Origin of the sequence: Coprococcus sp. OM04-5BH, from assembly GCF_003482105.1 — a bacterium.
Taxonomy (GTDB): Bacteria; Bacillota; Clostridia; order Lachnospirales; family Lachnospiraceae; genus Coprococcus.
Window position 1 is genome coordinate 1 of record NZ_QULM01000001.1, and the last position, 16,349, is coordinate 16,349.

At 41.8% G+C, this 16,349-nt stretch carries 14 protein-coding genes and 1 tRNA gene; 5 read left to right on the forward strand and 10 right to left on the reverse strand.

The window, feature by feature from the left end:
- Positions 1–17: 17 nt before the first annotated feature.
- The 7 genes from rlmD to DXB54_RS00035 all read right to left on the reverse strand — a co-directional run bounded on the left by rlmD (position 18) and on the right by DXB54_RS00035 (position 6,694).
- Positions 18–1,325, reverse strand: coding sequence for a 23S rRNA (uracil(1939)-C(5))-methyltransferase RlmD (gene rlmD, locus DXB54_RS00005; protein ID WP_118693877.1), 1,308 nt, complete (start codon positions 1,323–1,325; stop codon positions 18–20).
- Positions 1,326–1,570: 245 nt separating this feature from the next.
- A complete protein-coding gene (locus tag DXB54_RS00010) occupies positions 1,571–2,134 on the reverse strand; it encodes a S24/S26 family peptidase (protein WP_118693878.1) in 564 nt (187 codons plus the stop codon).
- 15 nt (positions 2,135–2,149) lie between these two features.
- Complete coding sequence (locus DXB54_RS00015) at positions 2,150–2,695, reverse strand: prolyl-tRNA synthetase associated domain-containing protein (protein WP_021938673.1); 546 nt, start codon at positions 2,693–2,695, stop codon at positions 2,150–2,152.
- 289 nt (positions 2,696–2,984) lie between these two features.
- Positions 2,985–3,977, reverse strand: coding sequence for an SGNH/GDSL hydrolase family protein (locus tag DXB54_RS00020; RefSeq protein ID WP_158578127.1), 993 nt, complete (start codon positions 3,975–3,977; stop codon positions 2,985–2,987).
- Between the two features lie 199 nt (positions 3,978–4,176).
- The gene (locus DXB54_RS00025) at positions 4,177–4,665 is read right to left on the reverse strand and encodes a low molecular weight protein-tyrosine-phosphatase (RefSeq protein ID WP_118693880.1); all 489 of its coding nucleotides are present in this window, start codon (positions 4,663–4,665) and stop codon (positions 4,177–4,179) included.
- Positions 4,666–4,713: 48 nt separating this feature from the next.
- On the reverse strand, positions 4,714–5,823 hold the full coding sequence (locus DXB54_RS00030; RefSeq protein WP_118693881.1) for a DUF6688 domain-containing protein: 1,110 nt from the start codon (positions 5,821–5,823) through the stop codon (positions 4,714–4,716).
- A gap of 109 nt (positions 5,824–5,932) precedes the next feature.
- A complete protein-coding gene (locus DXB54_RS00035) occupies positions 5,933–6,694 on the reverse strand; it encodes a helix-turn-helix transcriptional regulator (RefSeq protein ID WP_118693882.1) in 762 nt (253 codons plus the stop codon).
- A 263-nt stretch (positions 6,695–6,957) separates the two neighbouring features.
- Here DXB54_RS00035 and DXB54_RS00040 point away from each other — a divergent pair, with 263 nt between their 5' ends.
- The 3 genes from DXB54_RS00040 (at position 6,958) to DXB54_RS00050 (ending at position 10,691) form a co-directional block, all read left to right on the forward strand.
- Complete coding sequence (locus DXB54_RS00040; RefSeq protein ID WP_118693883.1) at positions 6,958–7,989, forward strand: glycoside hydrolase family 5 protein; 1,032 nt, start codon at positions 6,958–6,960, stop codon at positions 7,987–7,989.
- Positions 7,990–8,156: 167 nt separating this feature from the next.
- Entirely contained in the window at positions 8,157–9,035 is an 879-nt protein-coding gene (locus tag DXB54_RS00045) for a YitT family protein (protein WP_118693884.1), read from the forward strand.
- Between the two features lie 657 nt (positions 9,036–9,692).
- Positions 9,693–10,691, forward strand: coding sequence for a hypothetical protein (locus DXB54_RS00050; RefSeq protein WP_118693885.1), 999 nt, complete (start codon positions 9,693–9,695; stop codon positions 10,689–10,691).
- A gap of 170 nt (positions 10,692–10,861) precedes the next feature.
- On the opposite strand, the gene DXB54_RS00055 is transcribed toward DXB54_RS00050, so the two are convergent.
- Positions 10,862–11,170: a hypothetical protein gene (locus DXB54_RS00055; protein WP_199708713.1), complete on the reverse strand. Its 309-nt coding sequence runs from the start codon at positions 11,168–11,170 to the stop codon at positions 10,862–10,864.
- A gap of 356 nt (positions 11,171–11,526) precedes the next feature.
- On the opposite strand from DXB54_RS00055, the gene DXB54_RS00060 reads away from it, so the two are divergent.
- Positions 11,527–12,153, forward strand: a complete 627-nt coding sequence (locus DXB54_RS00060) for a PH domain-containing protein (RefSeq protein WP_118693887.1) — start codon at positions 11,527–11,529, stop codon at positions 12,151–12,153.
- Positions 12,154–12,251: 98 nt separating this feature from the next.
- Positions 12,252–12,325, forward strand: a tRNA-Pro gene (locus DXB54_RS00065).
- Between the two features lie 174 nt (positions 12,326–12,499).
- Here DXB54_RS00065 and DXB54_RS00070 read toward each other — a convergent pair.
- Both DXB54_RS00070 and feoB read right to left on the reverse strand, forming a co-directional pair.
- The gene (locus tag DXB54_RS00070) at positions 12,500–13,855 is read right to left on the reverse strand and encodes a uracil-xanthine permease family protein (protein WP_243104715.1); all 1,356 of its coding nucleotides are present in this window, start codon (positions 13,853–13,855) and stop codon (positions 12,500–12,502) included.
- 94 nt (positions 13,856–13,949) lie between these two features.
- The gene (feoB, locus tag DXB54_RS00075) at positions 13,950–16,298 is read right to left on the reverse strand and encodes a ferrous iron transport protein B (RefSeq protein WP_118693889.1); all 2,349 of its coding nucleotides are present in this window, start codon (positions 16,296–16,298) and stop codon (positions 13,950–13,952) included.
- Positions 16,299–16,349 lie beyond the last annotated feature (51 nt).

Sequence of the window (16,349 nt, forward strand, 5' to 3'; positions counted from 1 at the left end):
AAAGCCCTCTAGTCCACTTAAACTAGGACTTTACGCGACAGTAAGCAGACCATTTCTGTATGCTCGGTCATCGGGAATAAATCCACCGGAGTCATTTTTATCACCTTGTAGCCATGAGTTGTGAGATACTTGAGATCTTTGGCAAGGCTCTCCGGACCGCAGGACACATATACAACCTTTCTTGGAGAAAGGGTAACGAGGGATGAAAGGAACACCTCATTACTGCCTGACCTTGGTGGATCCATGCACACAACATCTATGGTTTCACCAGCTTCAGCCAGCTCCTCCATGAACACTCCGGCGTCATTATTATAAAAGTCAATATTGTCTATTTTATTTATCTGGGCATTTTTATTTGCGTCCCTGATGGCTGCCGTTGACAACTCAACGCCAATGACCTTCTTAGCCCTTGACGCCATGGATATTCCGATAGTTCCTATGCCGCAGTAAGCATCCAGCACCGTTTCCTTCTTCTTGAGATCCGCATACTTGATGGCTTTATTGTAGAGCACCTCCGTCTGGATCGGATTTATCTGATAGAAGCTTCCCGGAGATATGCGAAATCTGTTGCCACACAATATATCCTCAATGAAGCCCTTTCCATATATAGTCTGGTTCCTGTCTCCCAGAACCATCGTTGTCTTCTTTGGGTTAATGTTCTGGACTATAGTGGTTATCTCCGGACATTTCTCCACAAACACCTTCGAGAAGTTTTTCTTTGATGGGAATTCCGGTCTTGAGGTGACGATTATCACCAAAATCTGTCCCGTGGCAAATCCTGTTCTTATCTGCATATGTCTGATAAGCCCTGTTCCTGTGTCTTCATTATATAATTGCAGTTTGAAGGATTTTATCAGTGCCGCCGCTGTCTGTATTATATTTGCAGCCCGCTTGTCCTGGATCATGCAGGTGTCGGTACGCAGTACGTTGTGGGTACCCTCCTCGTAAATTCCGGCTATTATCTCCCCGTTCTTTAAACGCCTAAAAGAGACATTTATCTTATTCCTGTAGAAATACGGCTGTTCCATGCCTATGATTTGATCCACATAGCCAAATGAAGACAGCAGCTTCTCCATATTCTTCTGCTTCATTTCCAGCTGCTTCTCGTATGGAATATCAAGGTACTGACAACCGCCACATTTGCCGAAGACCGGACATTTGTCGCTTTTTTGTGCCTTGGTTTTTGCCGGTCTGCTGCCCTGCTGTTTATGGTCATTATTTCCGGAAATTTTATTGCCCTTAACTTGTTTTTTTTCAGTATTGAATTTATTTTTTGAACCGGTCTTGTCTTTACTTGAAGTAATTCTGTTTTTATTTTCACCCATTGCAAATTCTCTCTTTATGTTTATTTCGGTCACGCCGCAAGAAAGCCACGAAATATCAGTGGTTTTCTCTGTCATCTATGAAAACTATAACACAGATCAGGTCTTTTAAACAGGATTTTATTGATGTCATAGACATCGTTACATGAAAAGCGTCATGCTAAGGTTAGGTATCTCCTTTGCATGACGCTGTCTTGTTTAAATTATAATTCAATTAAATTATTACATTTGCCGCACTTGCTATCTGCCTAAAATCTCTTGTGGCGGATCCACCATCTGCGGACTTTCCTTATAAATCTGTCGTATCTGACAGTAAGTGATATTGCCAATTCTTTCACGAACTGGAAGAAATGTCGCAGCCACAGCCAGGCAGCTCTAAGGGGATATATCCTGCACCAGAGTTTTGAATACCGCTGGTAGGCTTTGTCTGTCACATCTATGTACTCGTCATCATTATAGAACCCCTTCATGACGCCTATCGCCCAGTCAAATGGTATCTTCTCCCGCTTCCACCTATTGTCACCGCAGGTAACGTAATAATTTCCATAGGTATTAAGTATCCTGTGAAGTACATACTGCCCATCCGGACGCTTGTACAGCACCACATCATTTGGAGAAAGTACTCCCCTGACGCTGTCAACTATCGCCACGTCACGATTCTCCCTGAGAATAGGTCTCATGCTGTCACCGGTTATAAGGGCACGATACATGTCATTTGCAGTGAGCTCAAGCTCGACATTTGCAAGTTTTTTATATGCAGCACGGTTACGTTCCTTTGTGTGTCCGCCCTCAAAAATCACTCTTAAATCCATATTATTCCAATAGGCTTATGCCTCTCCTGTTAATTTCACCTTTATCATGTCATGTCCCACTGCCTTCAGGTATGGTCCAAACACATCGGCGGTCTTTATTTTAAGGCTCGAAGTACTTACGCAAGGGTGACATCCCAGGTACTCCTCCTTCATCACATCTTCATCCACCAGAAGCTGCACAACATTGTCCTTGTCATTCATAAGTCCCATGATACTCACGGCCCCCGGCTTAATATCCAGATACTTCTCCATGTCCTCAGGTGACGCAAATGAAAGTCTTGCACTGCCGATCTGTGATGTGATCTCCTTTGTCTTAAAAGGCTTGTCCCCGGGCATCATCAAAAGATAGAACTGGGTCTTCTGCCTGTTGCATAAAAACAGGTTTTTGCAAATGGTGGCATTGAGCACCGAATCGATCTCGTAGCAAACCTCCATGGTGTCCGCCGGCGCATGGTCTGTTCTCATATATTCAATCCCATGTTCGTCAAGGAAGTCATAGACCCTGACCTCTCTGGGCAGTCTGCCCTCGGTGTTCTCAGGTCTTCCTAAAAACAATTCCATATACTACTACCTCCACTATGTCAGATCATAAAAAATGCCGTTGGCAGAACCTGGTGCCACATGCCTGATTCTCATAGAAAACTTGGCATATCCTGTGGAACCTCAACCCATACTAAAATAAGCACTATCAAATATGACCCTATCTGTTGGATTTTTCTATGCACAGCCTTTATATACCATGCATTTCTGTGACAGTATACTATATTTTTTTAATTATTTCAACTTTAGAGAAAATTCCATATATTCATATTATTTGCAATTTTTAATCTTATCGGTCATAACTTGTATTCTATTTGCTTTTTATCACCTGATAGAATGCCTCCGCCATGAGGGCATATCCATCCTTATTGGGATGTATGTCCATATTGGTGCCTGTGGCATCATTTTTGGCATTGAGCACGGTTTTATTTGTCAGTTCAAATGCCGTGTAGCTGTCGGCCACTTCTATCCCCTTATCTGCCGCAACCTCCTTCATGACATTATTGAGCCTTGTGACCACCGTGTCGGTGTATTCGCTTAACGACACCTCTCCGTCCGGCACCTGTATTGTCATGTCAAGATTTTTGTAGGGATTATATATTGTGGTGCAAATGATCCTGGCATCTGGATTTTCCCTTTTAATATTATCTATAAGTGTCTCGAAATTGCTCCGGTACTGGTCCAGGCTGTTATCCAACTCAGTCTGTATGCTCTCGTACTCGTCCTCCGGTGCCGCCATATCATACAGGGCGTATGCCGCCAGCATGGCCGCCGTGTGAAGAACATCATTTGCCCCGATATCAATGGTAATGAGATCAGCCCTGCTGGTCATGGAGCACTGCCCCGCATTCAACATCTCAAGAAGCCCATCACTGGTCAGCCCATCCACACCGTAGTTGAACTCCGAACACATATAGCCATCCGTCCTGAGCTTGTGGGCTATAACCGCCGAAAATCTGTCCTTCTGCTTGTCCGCCAACCCATACCCGTGAGTCAGTGAATCCCCCAATGCCACATAGATCATCGTTTCTTCCGTATCACCTTTCTCTTTATCTGTAGTATCCTGCTGCGAATTGTCTGCCTCTTCTGACCAGTTGCCGGTCGATTGTTCAGCACCGGAATTATTGTCTGTGTCAGCAGCGTTTTCGTTATCCCTTAAGTCACCGTTGCTTTTATCATTCCCGGTTTCGCTGTCTTCTATCTGGCTCACTGCTGTTTTGTCTCTGTCGATGCTTTCCTTGCTGCCACACCCCACCGGGAATACGCAGATTGCGAATGCTGCCAGAAGCAATATTATCTTCAACTGCATTTTCTTGTTCTTTATGCCACCTTTCGATTATTTGTTTAACAAATTGAGTTTTTTCTATCTTATATTTTCCAGATTATGTTCTCTGACTTATGTTTTTGCATCTTACATTTTACTTGCACTTTTATTTGGCTTTTTACGCTCTATTGCTGGTGTAAGACTTTCTTTTTACATGTGAGCATTTTGATCTCAGGCTTTACTCAATACCAAGATGTCGCAACAAGCCCTCACAACCTTCAACAATATCCTGATATGTTGTTCGGAAATCTCCGGTATACCAAGGATCTGCTATGCTCTGCCCAGGTCTTCCGGCATAGTCCAGCAAGAGCTTTATTTTACCTGCCCGGTCAGGACCTGTTATTCTGATGGTGCTTCTTATATTATCTGCATCTGCGCACAAAATATAATCGTAATATTCATAATCTGCAGCAGTCACCTGCCTTGCCCTCTTCCCTGAGAAGTCTGTATAGCTTGTCTTACCAATGCCATGCCGCCTTAATTCTTCCTTCGCCGGCGGATATATAGGATTGCCCTTACCGCCCCAGATTTCCTCCGTTGACGTGGCCGCCGAGGCGATCTCGAATTGAGATATGAGATTACGCTTCTCGATCATGTCCTTTAATATGTATTCCGCCATAGGGGAACGACAGATGTTGCCATAGCAGATGAATAGGATTTTTATCATTGTTCTATTTCTCCTTGTTTTGCCCAGAATGCCATTTATTGGTCTCACCTATCCCCTCTTATACTGCCTGCCTATCCTTTCCTCCGGGTGCAGATCCACCAAGTATAAGAATATAAGAAACGCCCATTCAAGGGGCTTCATCAATATGTAAACAATATCCGCTTTAACCGGGCTGGTGATATGTCTTGAAACAGGATATCCATATGTATCATAAAAATAGCGAATACTTTTATGGAATCTTGGGAATTTTTCCTGAATAACCTCTTCAAATGCATTTGCAATGCAGAGCTGCCGGTTCACGATGATCGTCTTTCCCCGGCGAGTGCCCAGACGCAAAGGTCTGACTACTTTCCTGTGGCCACCTGCTGCAACTGTACAAAGATAATGACCCTCGTAATCTACCGGTGGTGGCGGCACTTGCTTTGAAAATGTCCAATCAGCTGTATCTGTAAATGCCTTTATGGGTGCGTCAATGCCCTGTCCAACCAATACAAATATGATTTCAAACACAGCAACAATAAAAAACATGCAAATAAAGACCAGCATTGAATACTTAGAAAAACTGGTCATCCTGGAATACATCCATTGAAATATCCTATGCTCATTTCCATCCAGTTTTTTATTTGCAGCGATATCAACCTGCTGAATTATCTGCTTTCGTATCACAGAAGCCGATAATATAAGAATATTTGCATAGTAAACATACAAATACAAGTCCAATCCGCTGACATTTCTGGCAATTTGTATGGCATACACGATCTGGAAAATATTGAGCAGCGCCAACATTGCAACCGACATTACGGAAATTAGTGGCGGTATTTTTGACGCTTCTATGAATAAGAGTATAAAATACCCCACAAAACTTAACAGGATAAGCGCCCCAACAGCCCAGGCATATTCGGATGAGATACTATAGTGGTTCTCCATGGTATTTACCTGTTCATACCAGTCTCCCGCTGTATTAAACTGTATCGCATATAGAAAAAAATATAATATTCCACCCATAAAAATTGTCAGACACGATACCGTCTTTTCCTTTTTGGGCTTTGAAGAACAGCAATTATAAATATTCCATATGGTCAAGATCACCGGCATTACAAATGCAACGAAATACAATAGTATCTCTGTAATAGTGCCATTCATATGTATATAAAACATTAATGCCTCTTTCCCTACTTTCTACTTCCTGTACCTATGTTCAGATTCTGCTACCATTGACAGCATTTCTTGACTATTTAATCCATACTTAACCTTGTCTCGCCGTCCGCTATCTCCATGACTTCTTCCAGTGCTTTCGGTAATTTTCCTTTCTATATGCCCCCGGCGTACTTCCAAATTTCTCCCGGAAACATTTTATAAAGTAACTGTTGGAGGCAAATGCAAGATACTGGGATATCTCCATACAGGAAAAGTCCGAACACAATAACATGTTCTTTGCCGCCTGAAGCTTTTTGTCCATAACATAATCAGAAAGAGTCTGTCCCACTTCCTTGCGAAATAATCTGCTCAGATATGATCTTTCCACACCCACATATTCTGCTATTTCAGAAATTTCTATTTTTTCATGGAGATGATCATACACATAATCCATCGTCCTTACACAATGAAGTGATATAACCTTCTTATTTTTTACATGTCTCATACGTTTAGCATAATCCATAATCACCTGATTATGTACATCTGTTATCTGCTGTTGGGTTTGTGCTTTGTCAAGTCTGTTAATGTAGAAATCACTGAGATTGTAGCTTTCCATCTCCTCCATACCCTCTTCTATACAGAATCTGGATATCATTGCTACAAGGACTATCTCATGATATCTTCTGTTGCGAACTTTGTCCTCCGACAATATCCCCCGCGATTTAAGAGTTACATCATCTTCTTCACCCGCAAGCAGCATACCGGTCAGAGTTTTCACATCACCACTGCATACAAGCCGGTAAAAATCAAGTTCTCTGTCATAGGTAGGATGCGCCAGACCGTATTCTCTCTGAATAAACTGTTTTTTTGCTATCTCGTCCGATATATTCATGATCTGCCACCTTTTCCTGTAATACCTTTGTTTCTTCGTTGCATATGCTACCTCATTTAACACTTCTGATATTTATTTTTTTCTATTTATTTTTTCATACATTGCACCGATTATATTAGTATATCACAATTATTATATAAATGACACATTAGAGATATTAATATTTTGGCATAAATGCTATCATATAATCACTGAAAATGTTACCGTCAATTACTAACAAACATGCAAATAAGTATAATATATTAATCAGGAGGTTATTAATTATGAAAACATTATACGGATTTAAAAAAGGTATAAACCTGGGCGGCTGGCTGTCACAGGGTTCGCTCGAAAAGGAACATCTTGACACATTTATCACAGAAAAAGATATCATCAAGATAGCATCCTGGGGTCTTGATCACGTTCGTCTTCCAATTGATTATGATAATTTTGAAAACGAAGATGGAAGTGACAAAGAAAATGGATACTTCTACATTGATTCATGCATCAAATGGTGCAGAAAGCATGGTCTCAATGTGGTTCTTGACCTGCATAAGACATACGGCTACGTATTTGACAAGCCTGCAGAATCTATTAATTTCTTCTATGACGAAGCTCTCCAGAAAAGATTCTATAAAATATGGGAAAAGTTAATAACCCGATATGCAAAAGACTCCGACATCATCATGTTTGAGCCATTAAATGAAGTTGTAAGCCCTGATGTTATAAACGAATGGAATGATATCTCTTCCAACTGTATAAATATTATCCGGTCAAAAGCCCCGAACGCAAAAATACTTCTGGGCGGAGTGTGCTACAATGCTGTCACCACGATAAAGCACCTCCCTCATACAGATGACGAGAACATTGTATACAATTTTCACTGCTACGAGCCAATGCTGTTCACCCATCAATCTGCTTACTGGGTAGATGGAATGCCGGAAGATTTTCACATTGAATATCCCGGTGACTGGAACAAATATGTTACAGAATCCAAAAAAATACCAGGATGTATTAACGGAGCATTTGCTGATGAAAGCCTTGGGCTTCACACTCTCGGTCCGGAATTTTTTGAAGCAATGTTTCTTGATGGAATCAAGGCAGTTGAAGAAAGAAACGGCTTTATGTACTGTGGCGAGTATGGAGTCATCGACAGAGCTCCTCTTAACGGCACTCTTAACTGGTACAAGGATATCCACTCTGTATTCGAGAAGTACGGTATCGGTCGTGCCGCATGGAATTATAAAGAAAAAGACTATGGTCTCCAGGGTGAGCACTACGCACCGATCATCAATGAGCTCGTGAGATATTTATAGAACAATATCAGATAGATATCAAACAATAATAACATTCCACCTGTTTCGCCTCCCTCTGCTTGTGGTATAATACAGGCAAGCTCTTTTAGATCGGGGTACCGCATAATCATGTGTGTTATGCCGTACCTCGTCCATGGGCTGATTTCAAGTTATAGGAGGTATAGCATATGTTTAGATCTTTAGAGTCAAAGCATCCGAAGTTTTATCAGTTTTTCCGCCTTTTTATAGTAATATTTGCATCTATCCTGTATGCATGGAACCTGCGGTGTTTCACGAAAAATGCAGGATTATTTCCAAGCGGTTTCTCAGGTGCCTCCCTGCTGTTACAGAATATCGGCACAGAGTTTCTTCATGTGAGCATACCATTTGCAGTGTTCAACATAGGTTTGAACCTGTTCCCAACATACATTGCCTACAAATACATCGGCAAGCGTTTCACCATTTATTCCATAATAGTCATATTGCTGTCAAGTATATTTGTTGATGTGCTGCCTGGATATGTATTTACAAATGACATCATGCTCATAAGTCTGTTCGGCGGGCTTATCAACGGAATTGCCATCAGCCTGTGCTTAAATGTGGGGACCAGCACCGGCGGTACGGATTTCATCAGCATATATTTAGCCCATCAAAAGGGGATTGACGCCTGGAACTACATTCTCATGGGAAATGTTGTAATGCTTGTGATCGCAGGAGCCCTGTTTGGATGGTCCAGTGCCCTGTACTCCATCATTTACCAGTTCTGCAGCACTCAGGTAATACAGCTCATGTACAAACGGTACAAGAAGGAGACCTTGTTCATTATTTCGGACAAGTCAAATGAGATCTACCATGCCATCAGGGATCTGACCAACCACGACGCCACCCTGTTCAAGGGCACCGGCTGCTACGAGAAAAAGGAAAAGACCCTTATTTATTCAGTTATAAATTCTGACGCCAAGAGGGAACTGGTGCCTATAATCAGACAGATAGACGAGCACGCATTTATAAATATAGTGAAAACTGAAGAGCTCGACGGACGTTTTCATGATATTCCCCATGATTAAATCTGAGTTTTTATTTGTATTGCAAAGACAACATTGTCCTGTCAACATAAACAAATAAAAAAAATTATTAAATTGCATAAATATGCGCATTATGCTTGATTATCGAACATGCGTTTGACATAATATGTGTGGTGCTACCCTACGCGGTAGGCGATTAGTCCTTCTCCGCAAGAGTCTTAGCTTGCGTTTACATAGAAATCCATTTATGGAAATCTAAAGAGGAGGTCGTGCTTATGCTCACAACGGAACTTTTTATAGCCATTATCAGCTTGTGCATTGCTTGCTTTGCTCTTGGTTATACCATTGGTTCTCGGAGCAATGATAAGGCAAAAAAATAATCGCCCACTGTCCTGACCGACTGAGCGATTACTTTACTTGATATATCAGGGCTAACCGCCTATCGGTAGCACCTCTTTTGATATATACTAACATCTTATTATACTTATGTCAAATTTCTCTATAGAACTCCAAATCGAAATTGACCTAATACCCTCCCGAACAAAAACTTTCAAAAAAATCCCGAAAATTTTTGTTCAACCCCAACATTTTCTTTTTCTGCTTCGTCTGTATAATATAAGAGTATTAGTGTCGAACGACACATGAAAAATGAAAACACGCCATCACTTCGTGAGCCGTGTCAATAACAGGAGGACGAATATGAAGAAAAACTTACTAAAAACTACAGCACTTGGACTTACTCTTGCCATGGCTCTCATGTCAGCGGCAGGCTGCGGATCATCAAAGGATGAGGGAAGCAAATCTTCCGGAGATGACAACACCACAACAAAGAATAACAGTTCTGACGATGCCGGTTCGGGAAGTGATGAAAGCTCCGACAACTCAGATGACAATGATACTGCAAATATTGATTTCAAGGACTGTCCATGGATCATAGCCCACGAACTGTCAGACGCAGAATATCTGGAGCTCCCAGAGGGTGCTACACTTTACGGAGAGGCACTTCCATTTACCACAGACACTTTAAACAATATCCCATATCATGCTTCGGGAAACATTCCCCTTGCTGACTGTTTAAACGATAACGCCTACGCATATTCTTTCTTTACTGACAGCCTTGATTATCCAAGCCTGGAGATAGACGCTGATGACGGAACCGTAAGCGAGGCTCTTGATAATATGAAATGGTACCTGGCAGATAGTTACCTCAGCAATACCACTTTCAGAATATCTGATGATGATTTTGCAGCTCTGGAAAAAGATCACAGTGACATATGTGAAGAATACTTACTGTTAGATATGTTGGCTGCGGAATTTGGTTCTCCAAATTATGTGACTTATTTCTCCGAAACACTTGATGCTCACACTCTGGTAAATGACTTTATCCACCCGGAAAGCACCGATTATGGCATTTCACTTGAACTGGTATACATAGGCTGGCAGTTTGAAGATTTCGGTATAGCGGCAGGTTTCTGCGATACATCGAATGTTGACAGCAGCTCTCCTTCCGGAATAAGCTCTGAGATTTCAGGTTATGTAAATTTAGTGTATGTTCCAATAGAAAACGGAACACTTGCCGAATACTACCATAATAATGATTACAACAGCAAAAACATTGTGAAGGATGTAATCGCAGAGAAGCAGAAGGTATTCGGAGATGTGGAATTTATAAAGCCTGACCCAAGCTTATTACAGTAACCACCAAGCTGCATTTGCACATTTAACACTAATATCAAAAAGCATGAGCCTATGGACCTCCCTCCATACTCTCATGCTTTTTTCATTTCCATTCCATACAGCGATCCTTCTATTGCAGGCTTTCCTCCGGCTCCACAGTTTTTTTGTTATATCCTTTTCCTTAGCGTCGGCTATGCAAATATAAACACAACCTTTTCTGCATTCTTGTCTCCGGAATTTAAAAGGGCAAATGCTTCCTTGCACTCCTCCGGCAAAAACTCATTGGTGATGACTGTTTCAAAATTATAGGCACTGTCTGATAAAAGCTCTGCTGCCTCCTCCATATCACTTCTGTGGTAGACATTTGCACCTATAATGTTAAGCTGTCTGTTTACGATCTCACTGCAATCAATCCTTAAGCCATACACCGCCCCGTTGTATGTATGCTCCGTTGTATGTATGCTCCTTTGTAAGTCTCGGTGAGAATTTATACAACGCATTATCACGCCACTCAAGAAATGGTCTGTCGCAGGCAATTCCCCTAATAATCATGGTGTTGAAAAAACGTCTAAAAGTTTTATATTGATACATTGCCTTAATATAAGGTTGCAGATCAGCTCATTAAACATTATCTGATGACAGCAATTAAAACATTGAATGTCATATACTGTATATGATAGAATTAAGGCATATTCAGGTTTTAGTGACTATCTATCCGGAATATAGACGCTTTGGCAAATGTTCATCCGTCATTTAAATATTTTAGTAACTATTTATCCGACATTTGAGCAAAGGTAAAAAGTAACCGAAGGATTGTATAGCAGTACAAAACCAAAATAAAAGGGGGATTTATTTTATGACATTAAGAGATGAAATTGGTGTAAATGAAACCATTGTATGGCAGGGAAAGAAAGATAAAAGAGTCTCTGTATTTGAGGCGATATTTAATCCATTGTTGATTTTTGCGTTAATTTGGTTTGCCTTCGACATGCAATTTATTTCATCATTTTTAAGCTATGGCGGTTCATTTGGAACAGGAGCAAAATCCATACTGGTATTTTTCATTATCCATCTGGCTCCTGTATGGATCTACATTGCCGGCGTATTAACTGCCGGACTCAAGGCAAAGCATACCGAATACCTTATTACAGACAGAGGTATATACATAAAGTCAGGAATATTTACCACAACAACTGAGATGAAGCCTTTTACAGATCTGTCACATGTTTCTGTAAGGCAGGGAATATTTGACAAGCTGTTCCGCACCGGCGACGTAATTACAACCTGCAGCCATATTTCAACTACATCATCTCACTCAGAAAACGGTCATTTCCATGGAATGAATATTGAGAATATTGCCGATTACGAAAAGATCTTCCGCCTGGTAAAGGAATATCAGGAAGCAATCTATTCTGATACTATGTATCCAAATGACCTTCGTCCAAGTGAAAATCATGGCTACAGAACAACATATATGAGATAAGGCCAATGCATGAACCGGAATATTGATAATTTATTTTCTTTGTTAATAAATAGCTTGAAATTTTTATTAAAAAATCATATACTATCAAGGTGTGGTTACGGCGCGTGGCTCAGTTTGGTAGAGCGCCACGTTCGGGACGTGGAGGTCGCAAGTTCGAATCCTGTCGCGCCGACTAAATAAAATCCATATCTGAATTTTTTAGCTTAATTCCATGTAGGAATTTATGTAGAAAAAAGAAAAGGTGAGTAGAAATTCTACTCACCTTTTTCCTTTTTAATTTTCCAGGGCACAGCCAGCTTCCGGCTCTCGTACCCCGCCTGCCTATTTATTATTCCTATATTTATTCTTATCCTTCTGCTTCTGCCGTTCCTCCGTCTGCCTCCATGTTCTTTGGAAGTACAAGGTTTAATATGATAGCAACTATGAATACCACTGCCACGCAATTTTCAGCGAATACTGTCTGAATGATCTTAGGGAATATTGCGAATATCTCCGGCACCTGAGTAAACCCAAGACCTATACTAAGCGAAAGCGCTGTAATAGTAATATTTCTCTGGGTATATCCACATCTTCCAAGCATTTGTATTCCGCTCACCACGATAGTACCGAACATCATGATGGTACATCCACCAAGAACCGCATCCGGAAGAGTAGCAAGAACCGCACCAAATACAGGGAATATTCCGGCAAGAATCATAATGATTGCCCCGGTAGCGATAGTAAATCTGTTTACAACCTTGGTCATAGCAACAAGACCTACATTCTGGCTGAAGGATGTTATAGGAAGACATCCGAACACCGATGACAATGCACTGACAAATCCATCACAGGCAATAGAACCCGATGTCTCCTTTTCCGTAACATCCCTGCCAAGACCTGACACCGCCAACGCTGATGTGTCACCGATGGTCTCCGTTGCAGAAACCAGGAATATCAAGGTAACTGAGAGGATTGCATTTGCATTAAATTCCGGCTTAAACGGCATGATCTGCGGAAGTGCAATGATGGAGGTATCCTTTAACGCAGAGAAATCAACAATTCCCATGCACACCGCAACTATGTAACCGACAATCAGTCCAAACAAAACCGATAACTGCTTCCAGTATGACTTCGCAAATATATGGAACACCAGACAACACATAAGTGTCACAACACCAAGTATCCAGTTCTCTACTGAACCGAAATTATCACTGCCGCTGCCACCGCCAAAGGAAGCCGCACCAACTGACAACAGTGAAAATCCTATTGCGGTAACAACACTTGCCGCAACAACCGGGGTAATAAGCTTAACCCAATATTTTGCCAGCAGACCCAGTACACCCTCTATGATACCACCCACAAGGACAGCACCCATTATGACATTATATCCGTAAACCGGTCCCAGATAACAGAACACCGACACAAATGTAAAGCTTATACCCATTACAATAGGAAGTCCCGATCCTACTCTCCATAATGGGAACATCTGTATAAGAGAACCAATTCCCGCAATGATCATGGCACTCTGTATAAGCCTGGCACTTTCCTGGGCACTCATGCCGCAGGCACCTGCCACAATGATGATCGGTGCGATATTGGCAACGAACATGGCAAGTATATGCTGCAAGCCAAAAGGTATGGCTTTTCCCACAGGGACTCTTCCGTCTAATCTGTAAATATTATCCATGGAGGCCTGTTTTTTATTTGTATTATCTTTACTCATAATATTTCTCCTCATTATTTATTAACACAGATCACGAAGTGACGGCGTGCTTTCCTGCCTTTATATGTCCTTTGACACTTTTATTTATACTACGTTAAAACAATCCGGCTATCATATACACAGCAAATGCCGCTACCCAGGCTATCAGGCATTGCCATACAACCATACCGGCTGCCAATCTGCCGCCCAGCTCACGCTTTACTGATGCCACGGCAGCAACGCAAGGTGTGTATAACAGACAGAATACCAGCAGAGATGCTGCACCTACAGGAGTCAGCACTGCAAGCAATTTTTCTGTTGAACCAAACAGGACGTTAAGTGTGGACACAACGCTTTCCTTAGCCATAAATCCTGTTATAAGCGAAGTTGATATTCTCCAGTCTCCAAATCCAAGGGGTTTGAATATTGGAGCAATAAAACCGGCAACCATTGCAAGTATACTGTCCTGTGAATCAGTAACAAGATCCAGTCTGATGCTGAAACTCTGTAAGAACCATATTACAATAGTTGCAACAAATATCACCGTAAATGCTCTCTGAAGAAAGTCTTTTGCTTTTTCCCAAAGCAGCTGTGCCACATTCTTCGCTCCCGGCATACGATAATTAGGAAGTTCCATTACAAATGGCACAGGTTCACCCTTGAACATAGTTCCTTTCATAAGTAAAGCCATCAAAATCCCCATTATAATTCCGAAGAAATACAACGCAATCATAACTATTGCTCCTCTACCCGGAAAAAAGGCAGATGCAAAAAAGGCATATATCGGAAGTTTTGCCGAGCAGCTCATAAATGGTGTAAGAAGTATGGTCATCTTTCTGTCACGTTCAGAAGATAATGTACGGGATGCCATAACTCCCGGAACAGTACAGCCAAACCCGATCAACATAGGGACTATACTTCTTCCGGACAAACCAATCTTTCTGAGAAGCTTGTCCATAATAAATGCCACTCTTGCCATATATCCACTATCTTCAAGCATGGACAGAAAGAAAAACAAGGTAACTATAATAGGCAGAAAGCTCAGTACACTGCCCACACCTGTGAATATTCCATCTATAATAAGGGAATGAAGCACACTGTTTACCTTTATAGCTGTCAGACCTTTATCTGTAAGCTCTGTAAGTGCATCTATCCCCTGCTCCAGCAAAGATTGTAAAAAAGCTCCTATGACATTAAATGTAAGCCAGAATACCAGCCCCATTATAGCGATAAACGTCGGTATTCCAGTATATTTTCCCGTTAAGATCTTATCTATTCTGCGGCTTCTGGCACGTTCTCTACTCTCATGTGGTCTTATAACCGTCTGCTGGCATGCTCTTTTTATATATGAGAATCTCATACTTGCAATGGCCGCTGCCCGGTCCATCCCACTTTCTTCTTCCATCTGGAGGTTAATATGTTCAAGAGTCTCCTTCTCATTCTGACTAAGAGAAAGCTTGTCCAGAACAAGTTTATCATTCTCGGCAAGTTTACCCGCCGCAAATCGAACCGGTATCCCAGCCTCGTTGGCATGATCTTCTATAAGATGCATTATCGCATGAATACATCTGTGTACCGCACTCTCCTGCTTCGTTCCATTCGCAGAACAGAAATCCACAACCTGAGGGCCTTCCTGGTACTTGGCAACATGGATGGCGTGACTCACCAGCTCCTCAATTCCTTCTCCTTTTGCTGCAGAAATCGGAATAACAGGAACCCCAAGAAAAGCTTCCAATTCGTTTACCAATACGGAGCCGCCGTTCACCCTCATTTCATCCATCATGTTAAGTGCAACTACCATAGGAATATTAAGTTCCATAAGCTGCATAGTCAGATAGAGGTTACGCTCTATATTAGTAGCGTCCACTATGTTAATAATTCCCTTGGGCTTATCCTGCAGGAGAAACTCCCTGGTCACAATCTCCTCACTGCTGTAAGGCGACATTGAGTATATTCCCGGCAGATCCGTAATACATGTATTGCTGTATCCCTTTATCTCTCCATCTTTACGATCCACTGTCACGCCCGGGAAATTTCCCACATGTTGATTAGAACCTGTTAATTGGTTAAATAACGTTGTCTTGCCACAATTCTGATTTCCCACCAGTGCAAATGTCAGCGTCACATCATCGGGAAGCGGATTCTCATCATCCTTAGAATGATACTTGCCGCCCTCACCAAGACCCGGATGAGGAATGTCTGCCTTATCTATTGCAGGTCTTGGTGATAAAACTGTCTGGTGAACAGCTCCCACCTGTATCTTTCCTGCATCCTCTAATCTGATCGTTAGCTCATACCCATGAATTCTTAATTCAACGGGATCTCCCATAGGAGCATATTTTACTACAGTCACTTCCGTCCCCTGAATCAGTCCCATGTCCAGAAAGTGCTGGCGTAGTGCTCCATTGCCACCGACCTCTATGATCGTGGCTGTCTCACCTATTTTTAAATCCTTGATCGTCATAATTTTATCCTCGCTGCATGTACATCGCCCATTAAAATTTGCCTTCGGCAA